Origin of the sequence: Streptomyces sp. BJ20, assembly GCF_022869105.1 — a bacterium.
Lineage (GTDB): Bacteria > Actinomycetota > Actinomycetes > Streptomycetales > Streptomycetaceae > Streptomyces > Streptomyces griseoincarnatus.
In genome coordinates this window covers 433,492-459,829 of record NZ_CP094918.1, presented here as the reverse complement: position 1 = coordinate 459,829, position 26,338 = coordinate 433,492, and the positions used below count along the sequence as shown (strand labels likewise).

Genomic DNA, 26,338 nt, shown 5'->3' with positions numbered 1-26,338 from the left:
CCGCCCCGGCCGACCGGCCGACCGGCCGGATCCTCCGGTCAGCTCCCTTCGGCCCCCTCCGCGTCGGCGGCTGCCCCTCCGCGTCAGCGGCGCGTCGCGCGGCCGGCCGAGGTCACCGCAGTCACCGCGGTCACCGCGGTCACCGCGGTCACCGACCCGGACGGCGGCACCGTGGTCCACCGGGTCACCGGCGAGCTGTTCCTCGCCTCCTCCGACGAACTGGTCGGCCGGCTCTCGTACGCCCACCGGCCCGACCGCGTCGTGATCGACCTGTCCGCCGCGCACCTCTGTGACGCCTCCTCGGTGGCCGCGCTCGACGCCCTCGGGACGGAGTACGCCCAGCGCGGCAAGACCGCCGAGACCGCCGAGACCGCCGAGATCGCCGGGCTGAACGAGCCCGGCGCACGGATGCACAAGACGCCCAGCGGCGAGCTCGCCGGCGGCTGACCGGACGGCTCGGGCCGCCCCGGCAACCGGTCAGTTTCCGAGAAGCGCCGGCGGGCGGGGCGGTCCTACCGTCGACTGCATGAACTCCATCGACTCCGTCACGCTGGAGGTGGCCGACCCCACGGCCGCCGCGCGCTTCTACTCCGACGCCTTCGGCCTGGACCGGGAGCGGGTGCGCCTGCGCCCGTCCGACGAGCCCACGAGCGGGTTCCGCGGCTTCACCCTGTCGCTGGTCATGTCCCAGCCCGGTGACGTCGACGCCCTGCACCGCGCCGCCCTCGACGCGGGCGCCACCCAGCTGAAGCCCGCCGAGAAGTCCCTGTGGGGCTACGGCGGCGTCGTCCAGGCGCCCGACGGCACGATCTGGCAGCTGGTGACCTCGACGAAGAAGAACACCGGTCCGGTGACCCGGGCGATCGACGAGATCGTGCTGCTGCTCGGCGTGGCGGACGTGAAGGCGACCAGGCAGTTCTACGCCGAGCGCGGGTTCACCGTCGGCAAGAGCTTCGGCGGCAAGTACGTCGAGTTCAAGGGCGACCCAGGCAGCGTCAAGCTGTCGCTGTACAAGCGCAAGGCGTTGGGGAAGGTCACGGGCGTGTCCACCGAGGGCAGCGGCTCCCACCGCATCGCCCTCGTCAGCCCCGCCGGCCCCTTCACCGACCTCGACGGCTACGTCTGCGAGGCGCCCGAGCGGAAGCCGGACGAGTGACACGCCCCCTGCCTTCCGAGACGCCCCTGCCTTCGGGACCGCTCACTCCAGTACGTGCCGCAGGTACGCCGTCGGGTCGGCGAGGTAGCGGCGCCAGTGGTCGACCAGGGCGAGGTCCTGCCAGGCGGTGCGCCGGATGCCGTGGTCGCCGACCTCGACGACGTCCGCGCCGGGCAGGGCGGTCAGCAGCGGGGAGTGGGTGGCGCACACCACCTGCGCGCCGGCCCGCGTCAGCTGGTCGATGTGGCCGAGCAGCTCCAGGCACGAGGAGAAGGACAGGGCGGCCTCGGGCTCGTCCATGACGTACAGGCCGGGGCGCAGGAACTTGTCGCGGAAGGCCGCGAGGAAGCCCTCGCCGTGACTGCGCTCGTCCGGCGCGAGGCCCTCCCGGCCGAGGGCGTCCAGAGCGGTCTCGGCGCGCAGGAAGAAACCCTGGCGGGCGGACCAGGAGGCGAGCATGCGGCGGCCGCGGGGCGCCGCGTCGAATCGGATGTGCTCGCCCAGCACCGACTTGGCGCGGGGGCTCGCGTACCGCCACTCGTGCGAGCCGCCCCACGGGTCCAGGCCGAAGCCCTCGGCGAGCGCCTCGACCAGGGTCGACTTGCCGGAGCCGTTCTCCCCGACGACGAAGGTGACCGGGGCGGTGAACCGCAGGCCGCCGTCGAGGAGCGCGCGGACGCACGGGACCGACCAGGGCCACTCCCCCGCGTCGTACGCACCCACATGGGCGTACGCACGTTCGATGATCACGGGTCGAGTGTGTCACGGGGCGGCGCGGCGGGCAGCCCGCCCGCTCACTTGGTGCCCACCGTCCGCAGCACCGTCAGCACCAGGGTCCGCGCCGTCTCCACCACCTCCCGCACGCTCACGTGCTCCCGCGCGCTGTGCGCCACCGCGATGTCGCCGGGCCCGTACTGCAGGGCCGGTATCCCGGCGTCGGTGTAGTGCCGCAGGTCGCTGCCGTACGTCGCCCCGCGCCGCCGGGGCACGCCCCCGCCCGTCGCGTCGGCGTGCGCGGCGCCGACCGTGTCCGCGAGGGGGTGCCCCTCGGGCAGCATGCCGCTCGCGAACTGTCCGCCCGGCCAGGTCACCGTCGCCGGGTGGTCGCGCAGCCAGGGGTCGGCGGCGCACGCCTCGGCCACGCACCGTTCCAGCGCGGCACGCGCGTCCGCCGGGTCCTCGCCGAGCCGTACTCCGAACCGGCCCTCCGCGACCAGCAGGTCCGGCACGCTGCTGGCCCAGTCCCCCGCCCGCAGCGTGCCCACCGACAGGCCGTACGGGAGCGGGTACTCCGCGAGCAGCGGATCCGGGTCCCGGTTCCGCTCCTCCTCCAGCGCGGCCAGTGCCCGGTGCAGCGGGAGGTAGGCGTCGACGGCGCTGACACCCTTCTCGCGTGAGCTGCCGTGCGCGGCCTTGCCCGGCACGGCGATCCGGAAGGTCAGCGCGCCCGCGTTGGCTGTGATCAGCGTGGAGGCGGTGGGCTCGGCGATGACACAGACGTCGCCGGTGTGACCGCGCCGCAGCGTGCCGAACGCACCGAGACCGCCGTCCTCCTCGCCGACCACGAAGTGCGCGGCGACCCGGCCGCGCAGCCGGATCCCGGCCGCCCGTATCGCGGCGAGCGCCGCGAGGTGCGCCGCCAGACCGGCCTTCATGTCGCACGCCCCGCGCCCGTGCACGAGGTCCCCCTCCACGCGCGGCACGAACGGATCCCCGTCCCACGCGGCCAAATCCCCCGGCGGTACGACGTCGACGTGGCCCTGGAGGATCAGCGTCGGCCCGTCGCCCCCGTCGGACGTCGTCCCGACCAGCCCCCACGCCTCCTCGCGGGGCGCCTCCGTGCCGGGGAACTCCGGGTCGGCGCGCAGCGCGGGCAGGTCCATCGACCACAGGTCGACGTCAAGACCCAGCCACTCCAGCCGCCCCGCGAGCTGATGCTGCAGCTCCGACTCGGCGGCGCTCCCCGTGACGCTCGGCACGGAGATCAACTCCATCAACGTCCGCGCGGCCGCCGCGGCGTCCACCGCGGCCAACGCGGCACTCTCGTCATCGCTCAGCACGACCCCTCCCCTCACGGGGGCCGGCCCGACAACGGCCCCCGCATGCATCCTGCGCAGGCGATGCGAGGGTTACGCCCCCGACTCGCCCCGCTCCTCCGTCGCCCCCGCCACCGTGAAGCCCGTGACGGTGCCGCCGCCTGCCCGGTGGAAGGCGTAGGGGGCTCCGCCGTGGGCGAGCGCCACCTCGCGGACGATCGAGAGGCCCAGGCCCGAGCCGGGCAGGGCGCGCGCGTCGGCGGCTCGGTAGAAGCGGTCGAAGACGCGGGTCAGGTCGTCGTCGGCGATGCCCGGGCCCCGGTCGCGGACCTCCACCCGCACCGTGCCCGGGCGGGCCGGACCCGCCACGTGGATCTCCACGGGCGCCCGGCCCTCGCGGTCGAACTTGACCGCGTTCTCCACCAGGTTGGACAGCGCCCGGCCGAGCATCCCGGGCCGTCCGTGGGTCGTGGTGTCCCCGACGGCGTGGACCTGGATCTCGCGTCCCGTGCGCCGCCGGGCGAGGCCCGCCACCTCCTCGGCGACGTCCGCGAGGTCGATCCGCTGCGGCGGCTCCGTGTCGGACTGCCCGGCCGCCAGGTCGACCAGCTCGTTGACCAGGTCGGTCAGCTCCCGCGCCTCCTGGGCGAGGTCGGTGACCAGCTCCTCGCGGCTGTCGGGCGGGAGCTCGTCGATGCGGCGCAGCATCGAGATGTTGGTGCGCAGGGAGGTGAGCGGGGTGCGCAGTTCGTGCCCCGCGTCCTGGACCAGCCGGCGCTGGTCCTCCTCGGACTGGGCGAGCCGGCCCAGCATCCGGTCGAAGGCGCGGCCGAGGCGCCCCACCTCGTCGTAGCCGGCGACCGGCACTTGGATGCCGAGACGGCGGGTGCGGGCGACGGCCTCGGCGGTGTTGGTGAGCACCACGAGGCGGCGGGTGATGCGCCGGGCCAGCCACCAGCCGAACAGCCCGGCGGCGACCACCACGGCCGCCATGAGCAGGAACGTGCGCCGTTGCAGCGCCCGTAGCAGGTCCTCCGTGTCGCTGAACTCCTGCGCGACCTGCACCGCGCCCCGGCTGCCGCCCAGGGAGACGGTCGCCACCCGGTAGACGTCGTCGCCGACGTCCACCCCGGCGTGCACGACCACGCGCCCCGCCGTGGCGGCGCCCGCGATCCGGCGGTCGTCGTCCTCCACGGGCAGCCCGGGGTTGCCGGGGTCGACGACCCTGCCGTCCGGTCCGAGCACCTGCACGTCGGTGCGGGCCGGGCGCACCAGGTCGTGGCCGGGCGCGGCGGAGGAGAAGTCGTGCGGCGACATCCGGTTCCGCCGGACCTCCGCGCTCAGGTCCTGCACCACCTCGTCGAAGACGGACTGCTGGTCCACCCGCACCAGCCGCGCGGCCGCGTTGTACGACAGGAAGCCGACCAGCAGCGTCACGGTCGCGGTGACCGCCGCGAACGCCACCGCGAAGGTGGTGCCCAGCGACAGCAGCCGCATCCGGCGGCGCGGGACCGACGGCCCGTGCGCACCGCCGCCGGCCGCCACTCAGCCCTCCCGCAGCACGTAGCCCACCCCGCGCACCGTGTGGATGAGCTGCGGGGCGCCGGGCTCGTCGAGCTTGCGGCGCAGGTAGCCGACGTAGACGGCGAGGTTCTTGGAGCCGGGGCCGAAGTCGTAGCCCCAGATGCGGTCGTAGATGGTGGAGTGGTCGAGGACCACGCCGGCGTTGCGGATGAGCAGTTCCAGCAGTTCGAACTCGGTGCGGGTCAGCTCCAGTTCGCGGTCGCCGCGCCAGGCCCGGCGGGCCTGCGGGTCCATGCGGAGTCCCGCCGCCTCCAGGAAGCGTCCGGTCGGCGGGGGCGGCTCGGCCTCCTGTGCGGCGGCCGGCTCGGGCTCGGCGGGCGCGGGGGCCGCGCGGCGCAGGAGGGCGCGGAGCCGGGCGAAGACCTCCTCGACGTCGAACGGCTTGACGACGTAGTCGTCGGCGCCCGCGTCGAGCCCGGCGATCCGGTCGGCGGTCTCCACCAGCGCGGTCAGTATCAGCACCGGGGTGCGGTCGCCCTCGGCGCGCAGCACCCGGCACACCTGAAGCCCGTCGATGCCGGGCATCATCACGTCGAGCACCAGCACGTCGGGCCGGCTGCGGTGGGCCTGCGCGAGGGCCTCGACGCCGTCGGCGACGGCCGTGACGCGGTAGCCCTCCAGAGTCAGCGCGCGCTCCAGCGCGTTGCGGATGGCGCGGTCGTCTTCGGCGAGCAGAACGGTGTGCGGCACCCGCCCAGTGTGCCAAGCCGCCGGGGCCGGGCGGCCCCGCCGGCCGTCCGGGCCCCCGCTTCTTACCGCCGTCTCACCCACCAGGGCGCAGCGCGGCGAGCCGTTCCTCGAAGGGGGTCACGTTCTCGAACGTGTCCTTCTTGGGGAGGGGGGCGCCCCTCGGCGTCCCATGCCGGGGCCCGGCCCCGGAGTGCTGGTCCGGCCTCCCGCCGGACGCCTCCCCGGGCCCGGGTGACGGATGCCCGTCCGCCGGGGCCGGACGGCCGCCCGCGGTGCCGCCCTGCGCGGACTTCCGGCCACCGGGCGCGGCGCCGCCCTGCGGGGCCGGCCCCCGGACGCCGGACGCCGTCTTCCGGGGCTGCGCCCCGCCGGTCGAGACCGCCGTCGCGGGCGTCGGCACCGAGCCGGGCGACGGGTCGCCGTCCGGCGCATGCGGACCAGGGCTCGCAGGGCCGCCCCGTGCGGAGCTCCGGCCACCGGGCACGGCCTCAGCGCCCTGCGACGCGGCACCGTCCGGCGCACTCGGACCACGGCCCGCGAGGCCGCCCCGCGCAGAACCCCGGCCTCCGGGCACGGCCCCGGCCTCCGGCGACGGACGGGCGTCCTGACCCGTGCCACCGACCGAGGCGGCGGCCTGCCGGGGTGCCGGACCGCCCAGGGCGGTCTGCGTGCCGGTCAGGACCGGGGCGGTCCGCCCGCCGGGCCGGACGTCCCGCGGGCCGGGAACGCCGGCCGGAGCCGTCTGCCGAGGCACCGCTCCCGCCCCCGCCGCCCAGGCGACCAGTTCCCCCGCCGCCCGCCCGATCCGGGCGTCCAGCCCTTCCGCACCCCAGTCCTCCGAGGCCGCGTAGACACCCGTCGGGACGACGACCGCGCGGAGGTAGGAGAAGAGAGGACGGAGCGCGTGGTCCAGGACCAGGGAGTGCCGCGCGCTGCCGCCGGTCGCCGCGATCAGCACCGGCATGCCGGTCAGGGCCTCGGAATCGGTGGAGCTCAGCGCGTCGAAGAAGGACTTGAACAGCCCGCTGTACGACGCCGAGAACACCGGCGTGACCACGATCAGCGCGTCCGCCCCGCTCACCGCGTCGAACGCCTCCGACAGCGCGGGGCCGGGGAAGCCGTTGGTGAAGGTGTGCGCGATCTCCACCGCGAGGTCCCGCAGTTCGACCACCCGGACGTCGCCGGGCTCGGCGCCGGCCGCGGCGACCGCGGCCGAGGCGAGCCGGTCGCCCAGCAGCCGCGTGGACGACGGCACGCTCAGCCCGGCCGACACGACGACGATCCTCATGTCCGCGCCCCTTCCCGGTCGGCGTCGGCGCCCTTCCGCGCGGCGCCCAGCAGCGAGGCGTGCGTCGGCGCCTCCGGCACACCGGCCGGACGGTTCTTCGCGAACTCCTTCCGCAGCACCGGCACGACCTCCTCGCCGAGCAGGTCGAGCTGCTCCAGGACGGTCTTCAGCGGCAGCCCGGCGTGGTCCATCAGGAACAGCTGGCGCTGGTAGTCGCCTGCGTAGTCACGGAAGGCCAGCGTCTTCTCGATCACCTGCTGCGGGGAGCCCACGGTCAGCGGGGTCTGCGCGGTGAACTCCTCCAGCGAGGGCCCGTGCCCGTACACCGGCGCGACGTCGAAGTACGGCCGGAACTCCCGCACCGCGTCCTGCGAGTTCTTCCGCATGAACACCTGCCCGCCGAGCCCGACGATCGCCTGTTCGGGGGTGCCGTGCCCGTAGTGGGCGTACCGGCTCCGGTACAGCTCGACCATCCGCTTGGTGTGGTCGGCCGGCCAGAAGATGTTGTTGTGGAAGAAGCCGTCGCCGTAGTACGCGGCCTGTTCGGCGATCTCCGGCGAGCGGATGGACCCGTGCCAGACGAACGGCGGCACGCCGTCCAGCGGGCGGGGCGTGGAGGTGAAGCCCTGCAGCGGGGTGCGGAAGCGTCCCTCCCAGTCGACGACGTCCTCGCGCCACAGCCGGTGCAGCAGGGCGTAGTTCTCGATCGCGAGGTTGATGCCCTGGCGGATGTCCTGCCCGAACCAGGGGTAGACCGGGCCGGTGTTGCCGCGGCCCATCATCAGGTCCACCCGGCCGTCGGCCAGGTGCTGGAGCATCGCGTAGTCCTCGGCGATCTTCACCGGGTCGTTGGTGGTGATCAGCGTGGTGGAGGTGGACAGCAGCAGCCGCTCGGTGCGGGCCGCGATGTAGCCGAGCATGGTCGTCGGCGAGGACGGCACGAACGGCGGGTTGTGGTGCTCGCCGGTCGCGAACACGTCCAGGCCGACCTCCTCGGCCTTCAGCGCGATGGCGACCATGGCCTTGATCCGCTCGCGCTCGGTCGGCGTACGCCCCGTCGTCGGGTCGGGGGTGACGTCCCCGACGCTGAAGATCCCGAACTGCATGGCCGCTCACCCTCCAGGTTGTTTATGGTTCAACTATACCCCTGGAACGGTCCCGGGCCTCCTCCTATTCCGCCTGCCCGGACACGGCCTCCCGGTCCACCGTCCCCGCCGGGACCGGCTCCCCCGCCCGCAGCCGGGCCGCCTGCTCGGCCCCGTACTCCGTGGTGCGTCGCATGTGCTCGACGAACAGCGCCAGCTCACGGTCGTCCAGGTCGTCGAAGAGCGCGAACCAGCCGCTTCCGACCCGCTCCCACACCCGCGCCACCTCGGCGATCCGCTCCGGCACCGGCGCGACCAGCACCAGCCGCCGGTCGCCCGCGTCCCGCGCCCGCACCACGTACCCTGCCCGCTCCAGCCGGTCCACCAGCCGCGTCGCCGACCCGGTGGTCAGCCCGGTCAGCTCCGCGATCCGCCCGGTCGTCACCGGGCCGGGTTCCAGGGTGAGCAGGTTCAGACACTGCAGATCGGTCGGGTGCAGGCCGAGACGGTCGGCGAGCGCCTGGTTCAACAGCGCGTACGACGCCATGTACCGCCGGGCCACCACCGCCAGCTCCGCCGTCAGCCGCGCCCGCCTCTCCCCCGGCGGCCCCGCCGCGTTACGGTTCCCCGGAGGTCCCGCGGTCCTCCGCTCCCCCGGCGGCACCGCCGTCGTCGCCCCGTCCCCGGCCCGTCCGTCCGCTGCGTCCGTCACGGGGGCATGTATCCCTCGCTCCGCACCGGCCCAGGCGCCCTCCAACAGGTGACGCGGCCCGTGCCAAGCTGCCCGCATGCTGATCCTCCGCTCCGCCGCTCTGTTCGTCCTCGCCGCGATCCTGGAGATCGGCGGCGCCTGGCTGGTCTGGCAGGGCGTGCGCGAACACCGTGGCTGGATGTGGGCGGCCGGCGGCGTCCTCGCCCTCGGCGCGTACGGCTTCGTGGCCACCTTCCAGCCCGACGCCCACTTCGGCCGGGTGCTCGCCGCGTACGGCGGGATCTTCGTCGCCGGGTCGATCCTGTGGGGCGTGGTCGCCGACGGCTACCGCCCGGACCGCTGGGACATCACCGGCGCGCTGGTGTGCCTGGCCGGCATGGCGGTCATCATGTGGGCCCCGCGCAACGGCTGACGAGGGACGCCCGAGGACCCGCCGGCCCCCTTCCCACCGCCGCCTATGCTGGCCGGGCACGGCCGTACCGCACGCGCCGACCGCCCGCCCCCTGCCGCCGCCCGCCCGAGGAGCAGCTCATGGCCACCGCCGTACCGCCCGCCGCGTCCCGTATCGCCGTCGTCACGGGCGCGAGCGGCGGGATCGGCGCCGCCACGGCACGCAGGCTCGCCGAGGCCGGCTACCGCGTCGTCCTCACCGCCCGCCGCAAGGACCGCATCGAGGCGCTCGCCGAGGAGCTGACCGCGGCCGGGCACTCCGCGACGGCGTACCCCCTCGACGTCACCGACCGCGCCGCCGTCGACGAGTTCGCCACCGCGTTCCGCACCGTCGGCGTGCTGGTCAACAACGCGGGCGGCGCGCTCGGCGCGGACCCGGTCGCCACCGGCGACCCGCAGGACTGGCGCACGATGTACGAGACCAACGTCATCGGCACCCTCAACCTCACCCAGGCCCTGCTGCCCAAGCTGGACGCGAGCGGCGACGGCACGGTCGTGGTGGTCTCCTCCACCGCCGGGCACGCCACCTACGAGGGCGGCGCGGGCTACGTCGCCGCCAAGCACGGCGCGCACGTCCTCGCCGAGACCCTGCGCCTGGAGATCGTCGGCCGCCCGGTGCGGGTGATCGAGATCGCGCCCGGGATGGTGAAGACGGAGGAGTTCGCCCTGACCCGGTTCGGCGGCGACGCGGAGAAGGCCGCCAGGGTCTACGAGGGCGTCGCCGAGCCCCTCACGGCGGACGACGTCGCCGACACCGTCGCCTGGGCCGTGACCCGGCCTCCGCACGTCAACATCGACCTGCTGGTCGTCCGCCCGCGCGCCCAGGCGTCCAACACCAAGGTGCACCGGGAGACACGATGACCACGGACGGCGGGACGGCCGAGGCCGCCGTCCCGGACGGCGGCGGGACCACGGACGGCGAGCGGCGCCGCCTGGAGCTGGAGAAGAAGCGCGAGCGCTACGTCTGGCTGTACCTCGGCTACTTCCTCTTCGGCATCCACATCGTGGCGTTCGTGATGATCTACGCGGTGAGGCACGCCAAGTAGGGCCATCCTGGAGGGGTACGGGGACCCCGACACCGAGGAGTACCGGCCATGCGCGACGTGACCTACGCGATGGGCATCTCGCTCGACGGCTACGTCACCGGGCCGGACGGCGGCCTCGACTGGTCGGCGCCCGAGGAGGAGGTCTTCCGCTTCTGGATCGACGAGACCCGCAAGCTCGGCGTCCATCTGCTCGGCCGGCGGCTCTACGAGACGATGCTCTACTGGGAGACCGCCGCCGACGACCCGTCGCTCGGTGACGCGGAGCGCGAGTGGACCGAGGTGTGGAACCCCCTGCCCAAGGTGGTCTTCTCCCGCACCCTGACAGAGGTGAAGGGCAACGCGCGCCTGGCCTCCGGCAGCGTCGCCGAGGAGATCGCCCGGCTGCGGAAGGAGCCGGGCCAGGGCGAGATCGCGATCGGCGGACCGACCCTGGCCGCCGAGGCGGCCGCGGCGGACCTGATCGACGAGTACCGCACGGTGGTCCACCCGGTCCTGGTCGGCGGGGGCACCCGCTACTTCCCCCACGACGAACGCCGCGTCCACCTGGACCTCGTGGAATCCCGCATGCTCACACCGAACGTGGCGTACCTCCGCCACCGCGTGCGGAGGTGACCCGGGAGTGACCCCGCACGCGGCGGCGGCGCTCAGCCCTTCACGCAGACGACCTGCTTCAGCTTCGCCACGACCTCGACGAGGTCCCGCTGCTGGTCGATGACCTGCTCGATCGGCTTGTAGGCGCTCGGGATCTCGTCCACGACGCCGGAGTCCTTGCGGCACTCCACGCCCTGGGTCTGCTCCGCCAGGTCCTTGGCCGTGAAGCGCCTCTTGGCCGCGTTCCGGCTCATCCGCCGACCGGCGCCGTGCGACGCCGAGTTGAACGACTTGTCGTTCCCCAGGCCCTTCACGATGTACGAGCCGGTGCCCATCGAACCCGGGATGATCCCGTACTCGCCGGAGCCCGCGCGGATCGCGCCCTTGCGGGTGACGAGCAGGTCCATGCCCTCGTAGCGCTCCTCGGCCACATAGTTGTGGTGTGCGCTGATCTCCTGCTCGAAGGTGGGCTTCGCCTTCTTGAACTCCTTGCGGACCACGTCCTTCAGGAGCGCCATCATGATCGTGCGGTTGTACTTGGCGTACTCCTGGGCCCAGAACAGGTCGTTGCGGTACGCCGCCATCTGCGGGGTGTCCGCGACGAAGACGGCGAGGTTGCGGTCGACCAGGTTCTGGTTGTGCGGAAGCCTCTGCGCGATGCCGATGTGGTGCTCGGCGAGTTCCTTGCCGATGTTGCGGGAACCGGAGTGCAGCATCAGCCAGACGGAACCCTCCGTATCGGTACAAATTTCAACGAAATGATTGCCCCCGCCCAGCGTGCCCATCTGCTTCGCCGCCCGCTCCTCACGGAACTTCACCGCGTCCGCGACCCCGCCGAACCGGGTCCAGAAGTCGTCCCAGCCGCCCGTCGCGAAGCCGTGCAGACGGCCGGGGTCCACCGGGTCGTCGTGCATCCCGCGCCCCACCGGAATCGCCTGCTCGATCTTCGAGCGCAGCCGGGACAGGTCGCCGGGCAGGTCGTTCGCCGTCAGGGACGTCTTCACCGCGGACATGCCGCAGCCGATGTCCACGCCCACCGCCGCCGGGCACACCGCGCCCCGCATCGCGATGACCGAGCCGACCGTCGCGCCCTTGCCGTAGTGGACGTCCGGCATGACGGCCAGGCCCTTGATCCACGGCAGGGTGGCGACGTTGCGCAGCTGCTGGAGCGCGCCCTCCTCGACGGTCGCCGGGTCCGTCCACATACGGATCGGCACCTTCGCGCCCGGCAGTTCCACGTACGACATGACGTCCCCATTCCCCCGGTAACACAACAGAAGTCCTGTAACGCAAAACCGGCGCCAAGGTCGGTGAAAAGGGATATCGGACCGGCGTCCGCGGCAGTGCGTGCGATACACATTGTCTGCGAACGGCTCCCCCCTGCGGCAAGCGAATAACCAGCGGGGACACTGGAAGGACCCGGCGGGCAGCGGCCCGCATCCACCGTCGAGAGGACCTGGACCGTGCAGCGGAAGGCGTACGGACCCGGCGTCGCCGCGCTTCTCGCGGCCGTACTGGCCGGCTGCACCGGCAGCCCGGACAGCGGCGGACAGGCGGACGACTCCAACCCGGGCAGCGCCGGCACGGCGACCCAGGCGGCCCAGCCCGGCCGGTACGCCACCCTTCCCGAGCCCTGCGGCGCCGTCGACGACCGGACGCTGGAGGAACTCCTCCCCGGCCTCACGGAGTTGACCGACGAGCAGCAGCGGGAGAAGGCGTACGCGGGCGAGGCGACGCTCACGTACGACACCGACCGCAAGGTGGGCTGCCGCTGGAAGGTGGAGTCGCTCGCGGCGACGGACCGGCTGCTGGTCGACTTCGAACGGGTCGTCTCCTACGACAACGCGGTCAGCGACGACGCCCAGGCCGAGGAGTTGTTCGCCCGCAGGCAGACGGCGGCGCAGCTGCCCTCGCCGACGGTGACGGGCTCCGGCTCCCCCTCCCCGACCGGCTCCGGCGCGGGCACCGGCCCGGCGGACCCGAGCGGCTCGGCGACGGCGTCCGGTTCGCCCTCGGCGCCCTCGTCCACCGCGTCGCCCTCCGTCGCGCCGTCCGACCTCCAGCCGCGGGTCCTGGAGGACCTGGGCGACGAGGCGTTCCTCGACGACGCGCTCGACCGCTCCGGCTCGACCGTCCAGGAGCGCACCGTCACTGTGGCGTTCCGCACGTCCAACGTCATCGTGACCATCGAGTACGCGGAGCAGCCGGTGACCGTCGGAGCGGTCCCGGACAGCAAGGAAATGCAGGACAGGGCCCGGAAACTGGCCGCCGAGCTGTCCGACTCGCTGGGCGGCTGACCCTCGTTCACCGCCTCTCCACGCTCTTTGCGAAGGCCGCGAAGTACGGCCGTACGGGTGACAGGGCGCGTACCGTGACCCCTCGGACACCGTTCCGACCGCAGGGAACACGAGCGTCATGAGTGAAGGAACCATGCAGCGACGAGCACAGCGAGAGCAGCCCGAGCGAGCCAAGCGCCTGACCCGCGTCCTTGTCTGCGCGGCAGCCGTCCCCGTGATGCTGGTCGCCACCGGCTGCTCCTCGGACTCCGGGCCGGACGACGACGGCGGCGACAAGGCGGCGAGCGCCTCCGCGTCGGCGAGCCCGTCGCCGACCGTGCAGGCGGCGGCGTACCGGACGCTGCCCGAGGCGTGCCGGGCGCTGAGCAAGAAGACCCTCGAGGACCTGGCGCCCAAGGCGAAGTCCGGCAAGGAGGGCAGTTCGGACGACGTGGCGTCGCGGGCCAGCTGCTCCTGGAGCAGCCTGGACAACAACGGCGTCAAGGGCTCGCAGTTCCGCTGGCTTAACGTGTCGCTGTTGCGCTTCGAGTCCGACACCACGCGCGGCCCGGGCGACAAGCTCGCCCAGGAGTACTACGACAAGCAGGTGCGCGAGATCCGGGCGACGCCGGGTGCGAAGGGCCTGAACGCCCAGGCGGTGACGGGCACCGGCGACGAGGCGACCGCGGTGCGCTACGACCTGAAGAAGAAGGAAGGCACCTTCAAGCAGCAGACGGTCGTGGTGCGCGTGGAGAACGTGGTCGTCACCCTCGACTACAACGGCGCGGGCCTGGCGGGGGACAAGACGCCGGACGCCGCCGCGCTGCTGGCGGACGCGAAGAAGGCCGCCAAGGAGGCCGTGCTGTCCGTGACGAGGGCCAACGGCCCTGCCGCGGCGAGCGGTTCGCCGTCCGCTCCGGCGTCGGGCAGGCCGTCCGCGCCGGCCTCCAAGGCGCCCTCGGCGTCCGCCTCCGGCAAGAGCTGACCTCGCCGAACCAGAACCGGCCACCCGTTCCCCGTACACATGTGCCACTCTGTTGCGCGCAACAACACGCACTGGGAGGGGAGTACGGGTGGCCGCGCCCATTCAGCTGACACGGACGCACCGGGTTCTCATCGGCGTGGTCGTCTCCGGTGCCGTCGTCATCGCCGGGATCGGCTTCGCCGGTTCGTACGCGGCGGTCCGTGAGCTGGCCCTGAAGAAGGGCTTCGGCGACTTCAGTTACGTCTTTCCGATCGGCATCGACGCCGGCATCTGCGTCCTGCTGGCGCTGGATCTGCTGCTGACGTGGATCCGGATCCCGTTCCCGCTGCTGCGGCAGACGGCGTGGCTGCTGACGGCGGCTACGATCGCCTTCAACGGTGCGGCGGCCTGGCCGGATCCGCTCGGTGTGGGCATGCACGGTGTGATCCCCGTGCTGTTCGTGGTCTCCGTGGAGGCCGCCCGGCACGCGATCGGCCGGATCGCCGACATCACCGCCGACAAGCACATGGAGGGCGTCCGGCTCACCCGCTGGCTGCTCTCGCCCGTCCCGACGTTCCTGCTGTGGCGGCGCATGAAGCTGTGGGAGCTGCGTTCCTACGAGCAGGTGATCAAGCTGGAGCAGGAGCGGCTGGTCTACCAGGCCCGTCTGCGCTCCCGCTTCGGCCGCGCCTGGCGCCGCAAGGCCCCGGTCGAGTCGCTGATGCCGCTCCGCCTCGCCAAGTACGGCGTCCCCCTGGCCGAGACGGCCCCGGCGGGCCTGGCGGCGGCCGGCATAGAACCGGCCCTGCTGCCCCCGGCGCCCGAACCCGCCCCCGCTGCGGGCGGTCGTGCCGCCGGCCCGGTTCAGGTGCCGTCGGGCGAGCAGCGGCTGGAGCTGGAGCCCGAGCGCAGGGACGAGGAGCCGTCGAACCCCTGGCTGCACGCCCGCGACCCCCAGTCCGTGGAGTACCACGGCGGCTACGACCCGGAGTTCGATCCGGACGAGTACGCCCGCTGGATGGCCGAGCAGCGCCAGGCGGAGCAGTACGAGGACCAGTACCAGGTGGAGCCGCCTCTTCAGGAGCCCGCCCCGGAGGAGACCGGCACCTTCCCCATCCCGGTCGTCAAGGGCGGCCGCACGCGTGAGCTGGGCGAGGGCGGCGCCGCTCCGGACGCGGAGCCGGGTGAGGACGACTTCTACCAGGTCTTCCGGCAGTCGATAGACGGCAGCTACCCGACCCCCCGCGTCCTCGGCGACAACATCGAGGCGACGTACGGCGTGACGCTGAGCCCGAGCGCCCTGAAGGACCTCGTCGACCGCTTCCAGGCCCGCCACGCCGCGGAGCTGGAGGAGGACCACATCGCCTGAGCGGCGCGTGGACGTACGACGAGGGGCCCCCGGTGATCCGGGGGCCCCGTCGCGTTCGTGCCGTGCGTCCGCCTACCGCGCCGCGTGCCCGAAGGCGACGCCCGCCGAGGGCAGTCCGCCCTTGCCCGGCTGGTAGGTGGTGGCCGGGGTGCTGGTCCCGTTCACCACGTTGGACATCGGCAGGGCGTGCAGGGCCCCGTAGGTAAGCGGCCCGTCGGGCATGCCGACGTACAGCTGGGTGCCGGTGAAGTGGATGCTGGAGCCGAGGCGCTGGTTGGCGCCCGGCGTGCCGGGGATGCCGCCCGCGTTGCCGGCCTCGAACCAGCGGTCGTTGGCGCCCGGGGAGCCCACCAGGGAGAACGTGGTGATGGCGCCGGCCTTCGCGGTGGTGCCGACGGCCTCGTCCGGGAGGCCCACGGCCAGCTTCAGGTTCGCCGCGGTGCTGACCGCGCGGGGCGCGGTGTTGACGGCGGTGAGGGCCGCGCCGAACCGGTCGCCGGCCTCGGAGGTGCCGCTGACGTCGTCGGTCGCGGTGCCCGAGTAGAAGCTGGGCGACTGGCTGTAGGTGCCGGCGGCGGTGATGCGGAAGCTCTGGGCCATGCCGGCGTCGGTCTTGTTCACGCCGTCGATGCTCAGGTCCTCGCCGGGTACGCCCACGACGAGGATCGACTCACCGGTGGCGCCGGCCGACGGGCGGTAGGGCACCAGGGCCAGGGCCGCGGCGAACTGGTCGCCCGGCTCGGCACCGCCGGAGACGGTGTCCAGGTCCTGGTCGAGTCCGAACAGCGGGGTGGGGTTGCCGGCGGTCAGCCGGTGCGAGAACACGGCGAGGTTGCCGGCGTCGGCGTCCGCCCCGATGGCCTCGTTGGGCGCGCCGACGGCGATGTGGAAGGCGTCGGCCGCGACGGTGGTGCCGAAGCGGTCACCGGCCTCCACGGCGCCCGGGACGTCGGGCTTGTCCTGGTGGAGCGAGACGTTGGTCGTGCCGTACAGGTAGAACGCCTGGCCGGCCTCGGCGACGCTGCCCAGCGCCTCGCCCGGCGCACCGGCCACGGCGAACGGAACGCCTTCGGCGGTGACGCCGGCGGCCACGGCGTGGCCGAGGCGGTCGCCCTTCTCGGACGCGGAGGCGCCGAGGGACCCGCCGCCGCTGCCCTGCTCGTAGTGGGTGGCCTTCTGCGTACCCGTGCCCATGCCGCCGGGGGCGCCGTGGAGGATGTCGACCATGCCCGCGTCGGCGGCGTCCCCGAGGTTCTCGCCGGGGGTGCCGACCACCAGGTCGGTGCAGCCGTCCTCGTCGAAGTCGGTGGTGTCGATGGCCTCGGCGAAGTAGTCGTTGGTCTCGGAGCCGCCGGGGACCCAGTCGAGGTCCTGGGTGATCTCGGCGGTGCCCTTGCCGCCGCCGTACACGATCCGCACGAGGCCGGCGTTGGTGTCGCCGCCGACGGTGGCCTTCGGGTCGGCGATCGCGATGTCCTCGACGCCGTCGCAGTTGAAGTCGGTGACGCGGGGGGCGCCGGCCACGGAGTCCACCCAGGAGGCGAGGTCGTCGACGCGGGCGGCGATGCCGCCGGTGCCGGTCTGCTCCTCGTCGGTGCCCAGGCAGCCGCCCTGGTAGGAGCGGCTGGCGAGCGCGACCAGCTGGTGGGCGCCGCCGGTGGTGCGGACCATCGGGCCGCCCGTGTCGCCCATGCACGCGGCGACGCCGCCCTGGCCGGTGACGGTGGCGGTGGTGCCGTCGGCCGAGTCCACCGTGAAGGTGCCGGTGTGCAGGTTCAGCGGGGCCCACTCCGTCGCCGTGCGGCCGTAGCCGGCGAGCTTGAGCTGCTCGCCCGCGACGGGCGCGGAGGCGGCCAGGGCGACGGGAGCGACGCCGGTCACCGGACGGTTCAGCCGGGCCAGGACCACGTCACGGTCGGTGCGGGGCACCAGCTGGACGACCTGCCGGACGGCGCCGCCCGAGCCGGTGAGGTCGGCGCGGCCGATGGTCGCGGTGGTCTTCTTCGCGGGCTTGCCCGCGGGCACGGCGAGGCTCTGCGCCGGGTCGTCGGCGAAGCAGCTCGCGGCGGTGAGCAGCCACTCGGGGTCGACCAGGACTCCGGAGCAGCCGCGGTCGTGGTCGCCCACGATCAGCTGCGCGGCGTAGGCGTGGGTGGTGTCGCCGGAGGGGGCGGCGGGGCCGGTGACGGCGAGGGCGGGCGCGGCGGTCAGGACCAGGGCTCCCGTGGTCAGCGCGGCTCCCAGTACGGCGGGGCGCACGGGTCTGGTACGTCGCATGAGGTTCATTCCTTGGGGGTGGATCCGGCAGGGGTCGGCGGGTGCGCCACGCGAGCGCACCGGGTTCGGCGGATCACCGCTTCTGCGTGCGTCCGCCCACGTCTCACTCCGGTCCCGGGCGGGACGGGTGTCGGTGCGTGCTCCGGTGGCGTCCGGCGGGATTACGCGCTGGTACGGATTTCGACGAGGATGTGGCTCCGGCCGCTCGGGTCGATGGACTCACCGACGGGCTCGAACGAGTTCTCCGGCACGGTCACTTCCTGCACCGCCTCGTCCGGGGCCCGGAGGGTCAGGTCGGCGTCCACACCCGCGGCGCCCTTCACCCCGTAGACGGACGGGATCTCGAGGCTGAGATAGCCGGAGGTCCCGGTGACGCTGAAGCAGACCATCTGGGTGGCGCGCGTGTACACCTCCAGCAGCCCGGTCCGGCTGCCGCAGGTCGCGAGGGTGATGTGACCGTCACCCCGCTTGAGCACGATGCCCAGCTCGTCCTTGATCTTGTCGGCCTGCGGGTAGTTGTAGTCCTCCACCGCGTAACCGGGTTCTTCGCCGGCGACTGAGGCGGCGGCCGACGCGTCGTGCGATCCGGTGAGCCCGGTGGCGATCACGGTCGCCACACAGGCGGCGGCAGCCGCACCGGTGGCGATGATCCTTCGTGCGAGGTTCACGCAAGTCCCCCCTGCGCATCGTGAGTTACTCCGTACGGCCCGGCAGGTGGTTCTCACCGCGGCGGGTCCGGACGGAAGAGCGGCCGAATTCAAACACAAGTTCGGCTCGCTCGCACGCACAAAGTGGCTCATTCACTGCCAAATGGCCTGAACGCAGCGTGTGCGTCTTCTCACTGGATCGTTCCAACCACAACCAGTGGCTCAAACCTCACTCCTTGCGTACTCTCACGTCCGCTCACTTCCGCACTTCCTCCCGCCCTTTGTCGCGTGCTGCCCACAACTTGCTTGCCAGACAAGCCGGTTGGGGTGCGCGTGTGCCGCTTTGACGAATCCCGACCGCGACCGACGGCCGTTCACCACGCGGTGTCGAGCCGCCTGTTGCCGACCAGACGGATGGACTCGTGAACACCACTTTCTGGAGCAGACGCCGGTTCCTGACCGTCGCTGCCGCCACCACGGCAGCCACGTCGATCCCGTTCGCCACGACCGCCCAGGTCTACGCCGCCACCGCGGCCACAGGCGACACGCCCAGCCTCCCCTCGCTGCCGGACACCCCCCGCGGCAAGGCCGTCTCCGCGTGGAAGGCGGGCGGCAAGGCAGTGAGGAGCGCGGCGGCGGCCGCGCTCACCGGCACTCAGGCCGACGTCGAGCAGTTCGTCGCCACGGGGCTCGCCTCCGCGGTCGCCGAGGACAACCGCGTCGCCCTCTTCAAGGCCCTCGCCGGCTCCGGCAAGGGTGTCGCACGCGACATCTCCGCCGCGCTGACGGCGGGGGACGAGGCGATCGCCGCCTTCCTCGCCGGCGGGTACGAGGGGTCGCAGCTGGAGGATCTCCGCGTCCTCACCTTCACGCTGATGGGCCAGGGCGGCACGAGCGTGAAGGCCGCCGCGAGCAAGGCGCTCGACGACGGCTCCCTCGACGCGCTGATGAAGTTCGTCACCGAGACGCAGTTCACCGCACGCTTCGAGGACGAGCGGGCGGAGGTCTTCAAGGTGCTGGCCACCGCCTCACCTCAGGTGAAGACGTCCGCGCAGCGCGCCCTGGAGGAGGGCACGGCGGGCGCCATCGGCTGGTTCCTGGAGACCGAGCAGCACATCGCCCGCGCCCGTGACCAGGAGAAGGCGACCATCGACCAGCTCGTCGCCATCGTCGAGCGCGAGGGCAACCGCGCCCATCTGACGATGGAGCAGGCGGTGGCCGAGTCGGAGAAGGCGCAGACCGCCGCCGCCAAGGCGAAGGCCGCCGCGCTGGAGGCCGCGGAAGAGGCCCAGGCGGCGCAGAACGACGTGAAGAAGGCCGGCAGCGCCGCCCGCAAGGCGGCCGGTGCGGCGAAGGGAGCCGCGCAGGCGGCCCGTACCGCCATCTCCGCCTCCAACGCCGCCCAGACGGCGGCGCGTCGGGCCGCCTGGGCCGCGAACGCGGCCGCCGCCGCGGCCGCGACCGCCGCGCGTGCCGCCTCGAACGCCTACCGGTCCGCCATCGCGGCGTCCGCGGACGCCTCCCAGGCGCAGGCCGCGAAGGACGCCGCCGTCAGCGCCCGTAACGCCGCGAAGAAGGCGCGTACCGCCGCGGCCGCCGCGGACCACGCCTCGACGGCCGCGGCGCAGGCCTCCTCGGCCGGTTCCGCCGCGGCCTCGGCGGCCCGCAACGCCGCCTCCGCCGCGAACTCCGCCGCCACCGCGGCCACCGCCGCCGGAGTGGCGCAGTCGGAGGCCGCAGCGGCCCGCGCCGCGGCCGCCGAGGCGGACGCGCAGGCCGCACGGGCCACCCGTGCGGCGTCCACCGCCCAGTCCCTGGCCGCCACCGCGGCGAGCGCGGCCAGGACCGCCCGGAACGCGGCCAACTCCGCAGCGGACCACGCGGAGAAGGCGGCGGACGCGGCGGAGGAGGCGGCCAAGCACGCGGGGGAGGCCGTCGACCACGCCAACCGCTCCACCCAGTTCGCCGCCCAGGCCAAGGAAGCCGCCGACGCGGCGACGGCCGCGGTCCGTGAGGCGATGGAGGTCGAGCAGGAGGCGCGGGAGGCCGAACAGACGAAGATCGAGGAACACACCCTCCAGGGACGGGACGAGGCCCGCCGTCTCAAGGCAATCGAGGAAGAGGACCTCGAGGCCGCCCGCAACCAGCTCACCCAGCAGCAGGCGCTGGACTCGGCCACCAAGGACCTCATCGTGGAGGCCGAGCGGGCGCTCCGGGAGGGGGACGAGCAGACCGCTGTCGTCGCCGGCCGCAAGGCGTGCCTCAACCTGCTGTCGTCGCACGGCACCTGGACGCGCGAGGCCGCGGAGTTCGCCCTCTCCGGCGACGACCAGGCGGTCCTGGCCTGGGTCGACACCGACCGGGTCATCGCCCAGAACCAGGACGACCGGGAGACCGTTCTCTACATCGCGCGGATCTCCACCCCCGATGTGGCCGAGGCCGCGCAGAGGGCCCTGGAGTCCGCCGACCCCGGCGCCGTCGCCGCGTTCCTCAACGGGGGGATGATCGAGGCGGCGAAGACCGACAACTCGGTCGCGGTGTTCCGGGTCCTCGGGAAGAACCCGGGCAAGGCGGTCAAGGAGGCCGCCACCGCCGCGCTCAGCGACGGGTCCGCCAAGGCGCTCCACGAGTTCTTCGCCACCAAGTACCCGGCGGCGCAGAACGAGGACGACCGTGTCGCCGTCTTCACCGTCCTGGCGACCGCCGGGCCCTACACGAAGATGGCCGCGAACGTGGCCCTGGAGGGGCCGGAGTGGATGCTCCGGGACTTCCTCACCACCGTCCACCCCCGCATGGTGCAGCTCGACGCGGACGCCGCCGCCCACATCGCCGCCGTCCGCGCGTCCCTCGCCCACGCCGCGAAGATCGCGCAGGACGCCCAGACGGACGCCGCCCACGCGTCCAAGGCCGCGGCGGACGCGCGGAAGGCGGCCGACGAGGCGGTCAAGTGGGCCGACGCCGCCAAGAAGTCGGCGGCACAGGCGGCCGAGTACGCCCAGGAGGCGGACGCGTACGCGGACGCCGCGGAGCAGTCCGCGAAGGACGCCTCGGCGTCCGCCGCGACGGCGAAGGCGGCCGCCCTGGCCGCGCGCTCGGCGTCCCGTCGGGCCAACTACTCCGCCAACCAGGCTACGGCGTCCGCGAGTTCGGCCGTCCAGTCGGCCCTCGCGGCACAGGCGTCCGCGTCCGCCGCCCAGGCGTCGGCCGTCGCGGCGGGCAAGGACGCGAGGGAGGCGGCGCAGGCGGCCTCCGAGGCGCGCGCGATCGCCGTCGCGAAGCGGAAGGCGGAGCTGGCGGCCGCGGCCAGGAAGGCGGCGGAGGAGGCCCGCAGCAACAAGCAGAACGGTGTGGACCCCTCCGACACCGCCGACCACGACAAGGTGGAGAAGCCTGGCACCTTCCTCGGCGGCACCAAGGAGGACTGGCAGGAGGTCGCCAACGTCCTGTCGGCCGTGTCCACCATCTCGGGCGGCATCGCGGCCGCCTCCCTGCTGATCCCCCCGCCCCTGGGCGAGGTGATCGCGGGAACCGCGGGCACGATATCCCTCGTCAGCGGTGTGGCGGCCGCCGTCATCACCGGGTTCACCGACGGGTGGACCTCGAACGCGTTCCTCTCCTCCTCCGCCGGCGTCGCCATCAGCGTCCTCACCGGCGGTATCCCGCTCACCAAGTTCGGCGGGGTGTCGGGCGTCATCAAGTGGGGGACCAACGGCCTTCGTTCCGCCCCCGTCATCGCCGCCCGGCTCCAGCAGGAGCTGATCTCCCCGGCGGTCGGGGTCTTCACCACCAAGTGGGACCAGGCCACGGACACGGTCAGCGACACCGTGAGCGACGCGTGGGACGCCCTCACGCCCTGGTAAGGGGGAACGGATGGGTTCCGGGGCGGATCACGAGTACGTTCACCGCAGGCATACCGCGATCCGCTCCGGAAGGACCCACACCCTTGTTCCTGTCCCTGCCCACCTACGTCTGGATCCTCGTCGCACTTGCGGTCACTCCGCTCCACACCGCCCTGATGCGCCGGTCCATGCCGACGCCGAAGGGGAAGAGGAGCGTGTCGTTCATCCCGCTCGTCCTGGGGCCCGTCCTGCTCCTGAGCGCCCTGGGGGAGAAGTGGTCCCTGCCGGAGGCGCTCTACTTCTACACCGCGAGTCTCCTGATGCTGCTCGTCATGATCGTCCCGGTGAGCAAGCGGGTCGCCGCCGACATCCTGCGGCAGGAACAGCATCCGGAGATCCAGGTCAAGCTGCACACCCCCTCGGCGGTGTGGATCTTCTGCTCCCTGATCGTTTCCCTGGCCGTCGTGGTCGGTGTGTGGGCGGCCAACACCTGAGTCCTGGGCGGGCCACGACGAGGTGCCTCATGCCCGAAGGGGCGCCCGGTGGGATCACCGGGCGCCCCTTCGTCGTGGGTGTGCGTGCTACGCGCCGAGCAGATGCCGCACCCTGTCCTGCCCCACCGCCAGCAGCAGGGTCGGCAGGCGCGGGCCCGTGTCGCGGCTGACCAGGAGTTGGTAGAGGAGCGCGAAGAAGGACCGCTGGGCGGTCTTGATCTCCGCGGGGAGCTCCTTGGGCGTGGCGTCGGCGGAGAAGCCCGCCTGGACCTTCGGGACGCCGTAGACGAGGTGGGTCAGGCCGTCCAGGGACCAGTTGCCGGCGAGGCCGTCGAGCAGCAGCCGCAGGGACTCCCGCCCCTGCTCGTCCAGGGACTTCAGCAGCTCCGTGTCGGGCTCGTCGCGGACGATGGTGCGCTGGTCGGCGGGGACATGGGTGTTGATCCACGCCTCGGCCTTGTCGTAGCGCGGGCGGGCCTCGTCGAGGGAGGCCAGCGGGTTCGCCGGGTCGAGGTCGCTGAGGATGCGCAGCGCCTGGTCCTCGTGGCCGGCGGTGATGTCGGCCACCGAGGCCAGCGTGCGGTACGGCAGCGGCCGGGGCGTGCGCGGCAGCTCACCGCTCGCCGTGCGCACCGCGCGGGAGTGCGCCGCGACGTCGGCGGGCAGCGCGGAGCCGTCGGCGACCTTGGCCTCGAGGCGGTCCCACTCGTCGTAGAGACGCTGGATCTCCTGGTCGAAGGCGACCTTGAAGGACTGGTTCGGGCGGCGGCGCGCGTACAGCCAGCGCAGCAGCTGCGGCTCCATGATCTTCAGGGCGTCCGCCGGGGTGGGCACCCCGCCCTTGGACGACGACATCTTCGCCATGCCGCTGATGCCGACGAACGCGTACATCGGTCCGATCGGCTGCTCGCCGCCGAAGATCCCGACGATCTGCCCGCCGACCTGGAACGACGAGCCGGGCGAGGAGTGGTCCACGCCGCTGGGCTCGAAGATCACGCCTTCGTAGGCCCAGCGCATCGGCCAGTCGACCTTCCAGACCAGCTTGCCGCGGTTGAACTCGTTCAGCCGGACCGTCTCCGAGAAGCCGCACGAGGTGCAGGAGTAGGTCAGCTCGGTGGAGTCGTCGTCGTACGACGTGACGGTGGTGAGGTCCTTCTCGCAGTTGCCGCAGTACGGCTTGTACGGGAAGTACCCGGCCGAGCCGGAGCTGCCGTCGTCCTCGGCGGCGGCGCCGGAGCCCTCGGCGGCCTCCAGTTCCGCCTCGTCCACCGGCTTCTGCTGCTGCTTCTTCGCCGGGGCCTTCTTGGTGCGGTACTGCGCGAGGATCGCGTCGATGTCCCCGCGGTGCTTCATGGCGTGCAGGATCTGCTCGCGGTAGACGCCTGAGGTGTACTGCTCCGTCTGGCTGATCCCGTCGAACTCCACGCCCAGCTCGGCCAGCGACTCGACCATGGCGGCCTTGAAGTGCTCGGCCCAGTTCGGGTACGGGGAGCCCTTCGGGGCCGGGACCGAGGTGAGGGGCTTGCCGATGTGCTCGGCCCAGGTCTCGTCCACGCCGGGGACGCCGGCCGGCACCTTGCGGTAGCGGTCGTAGTCGTCCCAGGAGATCAGGTGGCGCACCTGGTACCCGCGGCGGCGGATCTCGTCGGCGACCAGGTGCGGGGTCATGACCTCGCGCAGGTTGCCCAGGTGGATGGGACCGGAGGGGGACAGCCCGGACGCGACGACGACGACCGGCGCGGCAGCGCCTGATGTTTTCGCGCCCGGGGCCCGACGCTCCGACTCCTCGATGACCTCATCCGCGAAACGGGAGACCCAGTCGGTGGTCTCGGTGCTCTGAGCCACGATCGGCACGTCCTTCTTTCTGCTCGGGCAGCCGGTACGGTCGCACGGCTGACCGTGCCATTCTCCCAGCTCCCCCGGCCACCGCGAAAACGCCTTTTCACCGGCCCGGGAGAGCCCGCGGGAGGCCGCCGGCGCCCCCGCACACGGGAAAACCGCTTTACCCCCCGTGGGATACTGACCGTGTCTATCTGAACCCACGAGGAGAACGGCACCCACTCCATGGCCTCGGTCACATCGCTCACCGATCTCGTCAGCAAGCAGCTCACGTCCGCCCTCTCCGCCACCCGGCCGGAGGCGTCCGCGGACCCGCTGCTGCGACGCAGCGACCGGGCGGACTTCCAGGCCAACGGGATCCTCGCGCTGGCGAAGAAGGCGAAGGCCAACCCGCGGGACCTGGCCACCGAGGTCGTCTCCCGGATCACCACCGGTGAGGTCATCAAGGACGTCGAGGTGTCCGGCCCCGGCTTCCTCAACATCACGATCGCCGACCGGGCCGTCCTCACGAACCTGGCCGCGCGGTACGCGGACGACACGGGCCGCCTCGGCGTGCCCCTCGCCGGCGACCCGGGCACCACGGTGATCGACTACGCCCAGCCGAACGTGGCCAAGGAGATGCACGTCGGCCATCTGCGGTCCGCGGTGATCGGCGACGCCCTGCGCGGCATGCTCGACTTCACGGGCGAGAAGACGATCGGCCGGCACCACATCGGCGACTGGGGCACCCAGTTCGGCATGCTCATCCAGTACCTGATGGAGCACCCCGGCGAGCTGGCCCCGGCCTCCGAGGTCGACGGCGAGCAGGCCATGTCGAACCTCAACCGGGTCTACAAGGCCTCGCGGGCCCTCTTCGACGCCGACGAGGAGTTCAAGGAGCGGGCGCGCAAGCGGGTCGTCGCCCTGCAGTCCGGCGACAAGGAGACCCTCGAGCTGTGGCAGCAGTTCGTGGACGAGTCGAAGGTCTACTTCTACTCGGTCTTCGAGAAGCTCGACATGGAGATCCGCGACGACGAGATCGTCGGCGAGTCCGCCTACAACGAGGGCATGCCCGAGACGGCGCGGCTGCTGGAGGAGATGGGCGTCGCCGAGCGCTCCGAGGGCGCGCTGGTGGTGTTCTTCGACGACATCCGCGGCAAGGACGACCAGCCGGTCCCGCTGATCGTGCAGAAGGCCGACGGCGGCTTCGGCTACGCGGCCTCCGACCTCACCGCGATCCGCGACCGGGTCTTCGGCCTGCGCGCCACGACCCTGCTGTACGTGGTGGACGTGCGGCAGTCGCTGCACTTCAAGATGGTCTTCGAGACCGCCCGCCGGGCCGGCTGGCTGAACGACGACGTCACCGCGCACAACATGGGCTACGGCACGGTGCTCGGCGCGGACGGCAAGCCGTTCAAGACCCGTGAGGGCGAGACGGTCCGGCTGGAGGACCTGCTGGACGAGGCCGTGCAGCGGGCCGCCGAGGTCGTCCGGGAGAAGGCGAAGGACCTCACCGAGGAGGAGATCCAGGAGCGGGCCGCGCAGGTCGGCATCGGCGCCGTGAAGTACGCGGACCTGTCGACGTCGCCGAGCCGCGACTACAAGTTCGACCTGGACCAGATGGTCTCGCTCAACGGCGACACCTCGGTGTACCTCCAGTACGCGTACGCCCGCATCCAGTCGATCCTGCGCAAGGCCGGCGACGTACGGCCGGCCGCGCACCCGGAGCTGGAGCTGCACGAGGCCGAGCGGGCGCTCGGACTGCACCTGGACGCGTTCGGGGACACGGTGTTCGAGGCGGCGGCGGAGTACGCGCCGCACAAGCTGACGGCGTACCTGTACCAGCTGGCGTCGCTGTACACGTCGTTCTACGACAAGTGCCCGGTACTGAAGGCGGAATCGCCTCAGCAGGTGGAGAACCGCCTGTTCCTGTGCGACCTCACGGCCCGCACGCTGACCAAGGGCATGGCCCTGCTGGGCATCAGGACGCCCGAGCGCCTCTGACGCCCTGACGCC

The 26,338-nt window shown here is 72.8% G+C and carries 21 protein-coding genes and 2 pseudogenes; 12 read left to right on the top strand and 11 right to left on the bottom strand.

Going from position 1 to position 26,338, the window contains the following annotated elements; genetic code table 11:
• Window positions 1–138 precede the first annotated feature (138 nt).
• Window positions 139–447: pseudogene (locus tag MTR79_RS02195) on the top strand (STAS domain-containing protein); the annotation flags it as partial.
• A gap of 79 nt (window positions 448–526) precedes the next feature.
• Window positions 527–1,156: a VOC family protein gene (locus MTR79_RS02190; RefSeq protein ID WP_244788949.1), complete on the top strand. Its 630-nt coding sequence runs from the start codon at window positions 527–529 to the stop codon at window positions 1,154–1,156.
• 42 nt (window positions 1,157–1,198) lie between these two features.
• Here MTR79_RS02190 and MTR79_RS02185 read toward each other — a convergent pair whose 3' ends face one another.
• The 7 genes and pseudogenes from MTR79_RS02185 to MTR79_RS02155 form a co-directional block, all read right to left on the bottom strand.
• Window positions 1,199–1,906, bottom strand: a complete 708-nt coding sequence (locus tag MTR79_RS02185; protein ID WP_086704811.1) for an AAA family ATPase — start codon at window positions 1,904–1,906, stop codon at window positions 1,199–1,201.
• Window positions 1,907–1,950: 44 nt separating this feature from the next.
• Window positions 1,951–3,216 (bottom strand): ArgE/DapE family deacylase, encoded by a 1,266-nt coding sequence (locus MTR79_RS02180; RefSeq protein WP_244788948.1) that lies wholly within the window; start codon window positions 3,214–3,216, stop codon window positions 1,951–1,953.
• 69 nt (window positions 3,217–3,285) lie between these two features.
• Window positions 3,286–4,689 carry a HAMP domain-containing sensor histidine kinase gene (locus MTR79_RS02175; RefSeq protein WP_086704816.1) on the bottom strand — a complete coding sequence of 468 codons (1,404 nt, stop codon included), beginning with the start codon at window positions 4,687–4,689 and terminating at the stop codon, window positions 3,286–3,288.
• Between the two features lie 48 nt (window positions 4,690–4,737).
• Window positions 4,738–5,466: a response regulator transcription factor gene (locus MTR79_RS02170; protein WP_086704809.1), complete on the bottom strand. Its 729-nt coding sequence runs from the start codon at window positions 5,464–5,466 to the stop codon at window positions 4,738–4,740.
• Window positions 5,467–6,196: 730 nt separating this feature from the next.
• A pseudogene (locus tag MTR79_RS02165) lies at window positions 6,197–6,754 on the bottom strand (CE1759 family FMN reductase); the annotation flags it as partial.
• Window positions 6,751–7,860, bottom strand: a complete 1,110-nt coding sequence (locus MTR79_RS02160) for an LLM class flavin-dependent oxidoreductase (RefSeq protein ID WP_244788946.1) — start codon at window positions 7,858–7,860, stop codon at window positions 6,751–6,753. The gene MTR79_RS02160 and the pseudogene MTR79_RS02165, both read right to left, overlap by 4 nt.
• Before the next feature lie 64 nt (window positions 7,861–7,924).
• Window positions 7,925–8,386 (bottom strand): MarR family transcriptional regulator, encoded by a 462-nt coding sequence (locus MTR79_RS02155; RefSeq protein WP_244793029.1) that lies wholly within the window; start codon window positions 8,384–8,386, stop codon window positions 7,925–7,927.
• A gap of 241 nt (window positions 8,387–8,627) precedes the next feature.
• On the opposite strand from MTR79_RS02155, the gene MTR79_RS02150 reads away from it, so the two are divergent.
• The 4 genes from MTR79_RS02150 (at window position 8,628) to MTR79_RS02135 (ending at window position 10,659) form a co-directional block, all read left to right on the top strand.
• Window positions 8,628–8,963, top strand: coding sequence for a YnfA family protein (locus MTR79_RS02150; protein WP_033272608.1), 336 nt, complete (start codon window positions 8,628–8,630; stop codon window positions 8,961–8,963).
• Window positions 8,964–9,082: 119 nt separating this feature from the next.
• Window positions 9,083–9,862 (top strand): SDR family NAD(P)-dependent oxidoreductase, encoded by a 780-nt coding sequence (locus tag MTR79_RS02145; protein ID WP_086699531.1) that lies wholly within the window; start codon window positions 9,083–9,085, stop codon window positions 9,860–9,862.
• Window positions 9,859–10,047, top strand: a complete 189-nt coding sequence (locus MTR79_RS02140) for a hypothetical protein (RefSeq protein WP_086699530.1) — start codon at window positions 9,859–9,861, stop codon at window positions 10,045–10,047. The genes MTR79_RS02145 and MTR79_RS02140 overlap by 4 nt, the downstream gene beginning before the upstream one ends.
• Window positions 10,048–10,095: 48 nt before the next feature.
• On the top strand, window positions 10,096–10,659 hold the full coding sequence (locus tag MTR79_RS02135; RefSeq protein WP_189365541.1) for a dihydrofolate reductase family protein: 564 nt from the start codon (window positions 10,096–10,098) through the stop codon (window positions 10,657–10,659).
• A 32-nt stretch (window positions 10,660–10,691) separates the two neighbouring features.
• Here the strand turns inward: MTR79_RS02135 and MTR79_RS02130 are convergent, their stop codons facing one another.
• Complete coding sequence (locus MTR79_RS02130) at window positions 10,692–11,885, bottom strand: RtcB family protein (protein WP_244788944.1); 1,194 nt, start codon at window positions 11,883–11,885, stop codon at window positions 10,692–10,694.
• 216 nt (window positions 11,886–12,101) lie between these two features.
• On the opposite strand from MTR79_RS02130, the gene MTR79_RS02125 reads away from it, so the two are divergent.
• From MTR79_RS02125 to MTR79_RS02115, 3 genes are all read left to right on the top strand, one after another.
• Window positions 12,102–12,935: a hypothetical protein gene (locus MTR79_RS02125; protein ID WP_086699524.1), complete on the top strand. Its 834-nt coding sequence runs from the start codon at window positions 12,102–12,104 to the stop codon at window positions 12,933–12,935.
• A 133-nt stretch (window positions 12,936–13,068) separates the two neighbouring features.
• Window positions 13,069–13,899 (top strand): DUF3558 family protein, encoded by an 831-nt coding sequence (locus MTR79_RS02120; protein WP_244788942.1) that lies wholly within the window; start codon window positions 13,069–13,071, stop codon window positions 13,897–13,899.
• An 88-nt stretch (window positions 13,900–13,987) separates the two neighbouring features.
• Window positions 13,988–15,247, top strand: coding sequence for a DUF2637 domain-containing protein (locus MTR79_RS02115; RefSeq protein ID WP_048460499.1), 1,260 nt, complete (start codon window positions 13,988–13,990; stop codon window positions 15,245–15,247).
• Between the two features lie 72 nt (window positions 15,248–15,319).
• Here MTR79_RS02115 and MTR79_RS02110 read toward each other — a convergent pair whose 3' ends face one another.
• Both MTR79_RS02110 and MTR79_RS02105 read right to left on the bottom strand, forming a co-directional pair.
• Window positions 15,320–17,524: a trypsin-like serine protease gene (locus tag MTR79_RS02110; RefSeq protein ID WP_244788940.1), complete on the bottom strand. Its 2,205-nt coding sequence runs from the start codon at window positions 17,522–17,524 to the stop codon at window positions 15,320–15,322.
• A gap of 161 nt (window positions 17,525–17,685) precedes the next feature.
• Window positions 17,686–18,192 (bottom strand): hypothetical protein, encoded by a 507-nt coding sequence (locus tag MTR79_RS02105; protein ID WP_086699519.1) that lies wholly within the window; start codon window positions 18,190–18,192, stop codon window positions 17,686–17,688.
• A 401-nt stretch (window positions 18,193–18,593) separates the two neighbouring features.
• Between MTR79_RS02105 and MTR79_RS33545 the strand changes: the two genes are divergently transcribed.
• Together MTR79_RS33545 and MTR79_RS02090 are read left to right on the top strand one after the other, a co-directional pair.
• Entirely contained in the window at window positions 18,594–22,031 is a 3,438-nt protein-coding gene (locus MTR79_RS33545; RefSeq protein ID WP_086699517.1) for an ALF repeat-containing protein, read from the top strand.
• Between the two features lie 83 nt (window positions 22,032–22,114).
• On the top strand, window positions 22,115–22,504 hold the full coding sequence (locus tag MTR79_RS02090; RefSeq protein WP_086699516.1) for a hypothetical protein: 390 nt from the start codon (window positions 22,115–22,117) through the stop codon (window positions 22,502–22,504).
• An 87-nt stretch (window positions 22,505–22,591) separates the two neighbouring features.
• Here the strand turns inward: MTR79_RS02090 and lysS are convergent, their stop codons facing one another.
• Window positions 22,592–24,358, bottom strand: coding sequence for a lysine--tRNA ligase (lysS, locus tag MTR79_RS02085; RefSeq protein WP_086699515.1), 1,767 nt, complete (start codon window positions 24,356–24,358; stop codon window positions 22,592–22,594).
• 210 nt (window positions 24,359–24,568) lie between these two features.
• Between lysS and argS the strand changes: the two genes are divergently transcribed.
• Window positions 24,569–26,326 (top strand): arginine--tRNA ligase, encoded by a 1,758-nt coding sequence (gene argS, locus MTR79_RS02080; RefSeq protein ID WP_244788938.1) that lies wholly within the window; start codon window positions 24,569–24,571, stop codon window positions 26,324–26,326.
• Window positions 26,327–26,338: the final 12 nt, after the last annotated feature.

Bases quoted from the DNA above. Each gene is read 5' to 3' on its own strand.
- MTR79_RS02135 (WP_189365541.1), top strand. From the start codon at position 10,096: ATGCGCGACGTGACCTACGCGATGGGCATCTCGCTCGACGGCTACGTC.
- MTR79_RS02190 (WP_244788949.1), top strand. From the start codon at position 527: ATGAACTCCATCGACTCCGTCACGCTGGAGGTGGCCGACCCCACGGCC.
- MTR79_RS02140 (WP_086699530.1), top strand. From the start codon at position 9,859: ATGACCACGGACGGCGGGACGGCCGAGGCCGCCGTCCCGGACGGCGGC.
- MTR79_RS02110 (WP_244788940.1), bottom strand. From the start codon at position 17,524: ATGCGACGTACCAGACCCGTGCGCCCCGCCGTACTGGGAGCCGCGCTG.
- MTR79_RS02160 (WP_244788946.1), bottom strand. From the start codon at position 7,860: ATGCAGTTCGGGATCTTCAGCGTCGGGGACGTCACCCCCGACCCGACG.
- MTR79_RS02145 (WP_086699531.1), top strand. From the start codon at position 9,083: ATGGCCACCGCCGTACCGCCCGCCGCGTCCCGTATCGCCGTCGTCACG.
- MTR79_RS02175 (WP_086704816.1), bottom strand. From the start codon at position 4,689: ATGCGGCTGCTGTCGCTGGGCACCACCTTCGCGGTGGCGTTCGCGGCG.
- MTR79_RS02150 (WP_033272608.1), top strand. From the start codon at position 8,628: ATGCTGATCCTCCGCTCCGCCGCTCTGTTCGTCCTCGCCGCGATCCTG.
- MTR79_RS02130 (WP_244788944.1), bottom strand. From the start codon at position 11,885: ATGTCGTACGTGGAACTGCCGGGCGCGAAGGTGCCGATCCGTATGTGG.
- MTR79_RS02120 (WP_244788942.1), top strand. From the start codon at position 13,069: ATGCAGCGACGAGCACAGCGAGAGCAGCCCGAGCGAGCCAAGCGCCTG.
- MTR79_RS02155 (WP_244793029.1), bottom strand. From the start codon at position 8,386: ATGGCGTCGTACGCGCTGTTGAACCAGGCGCTCGCCGACCGTCTCGGC.
- argS (WP_244788938.1), top strand. From the start codon at position 24,569: ATGGCCTCGGTCACATCGCTCACCGATCTCGTCAGCAAGCAGCTCACG.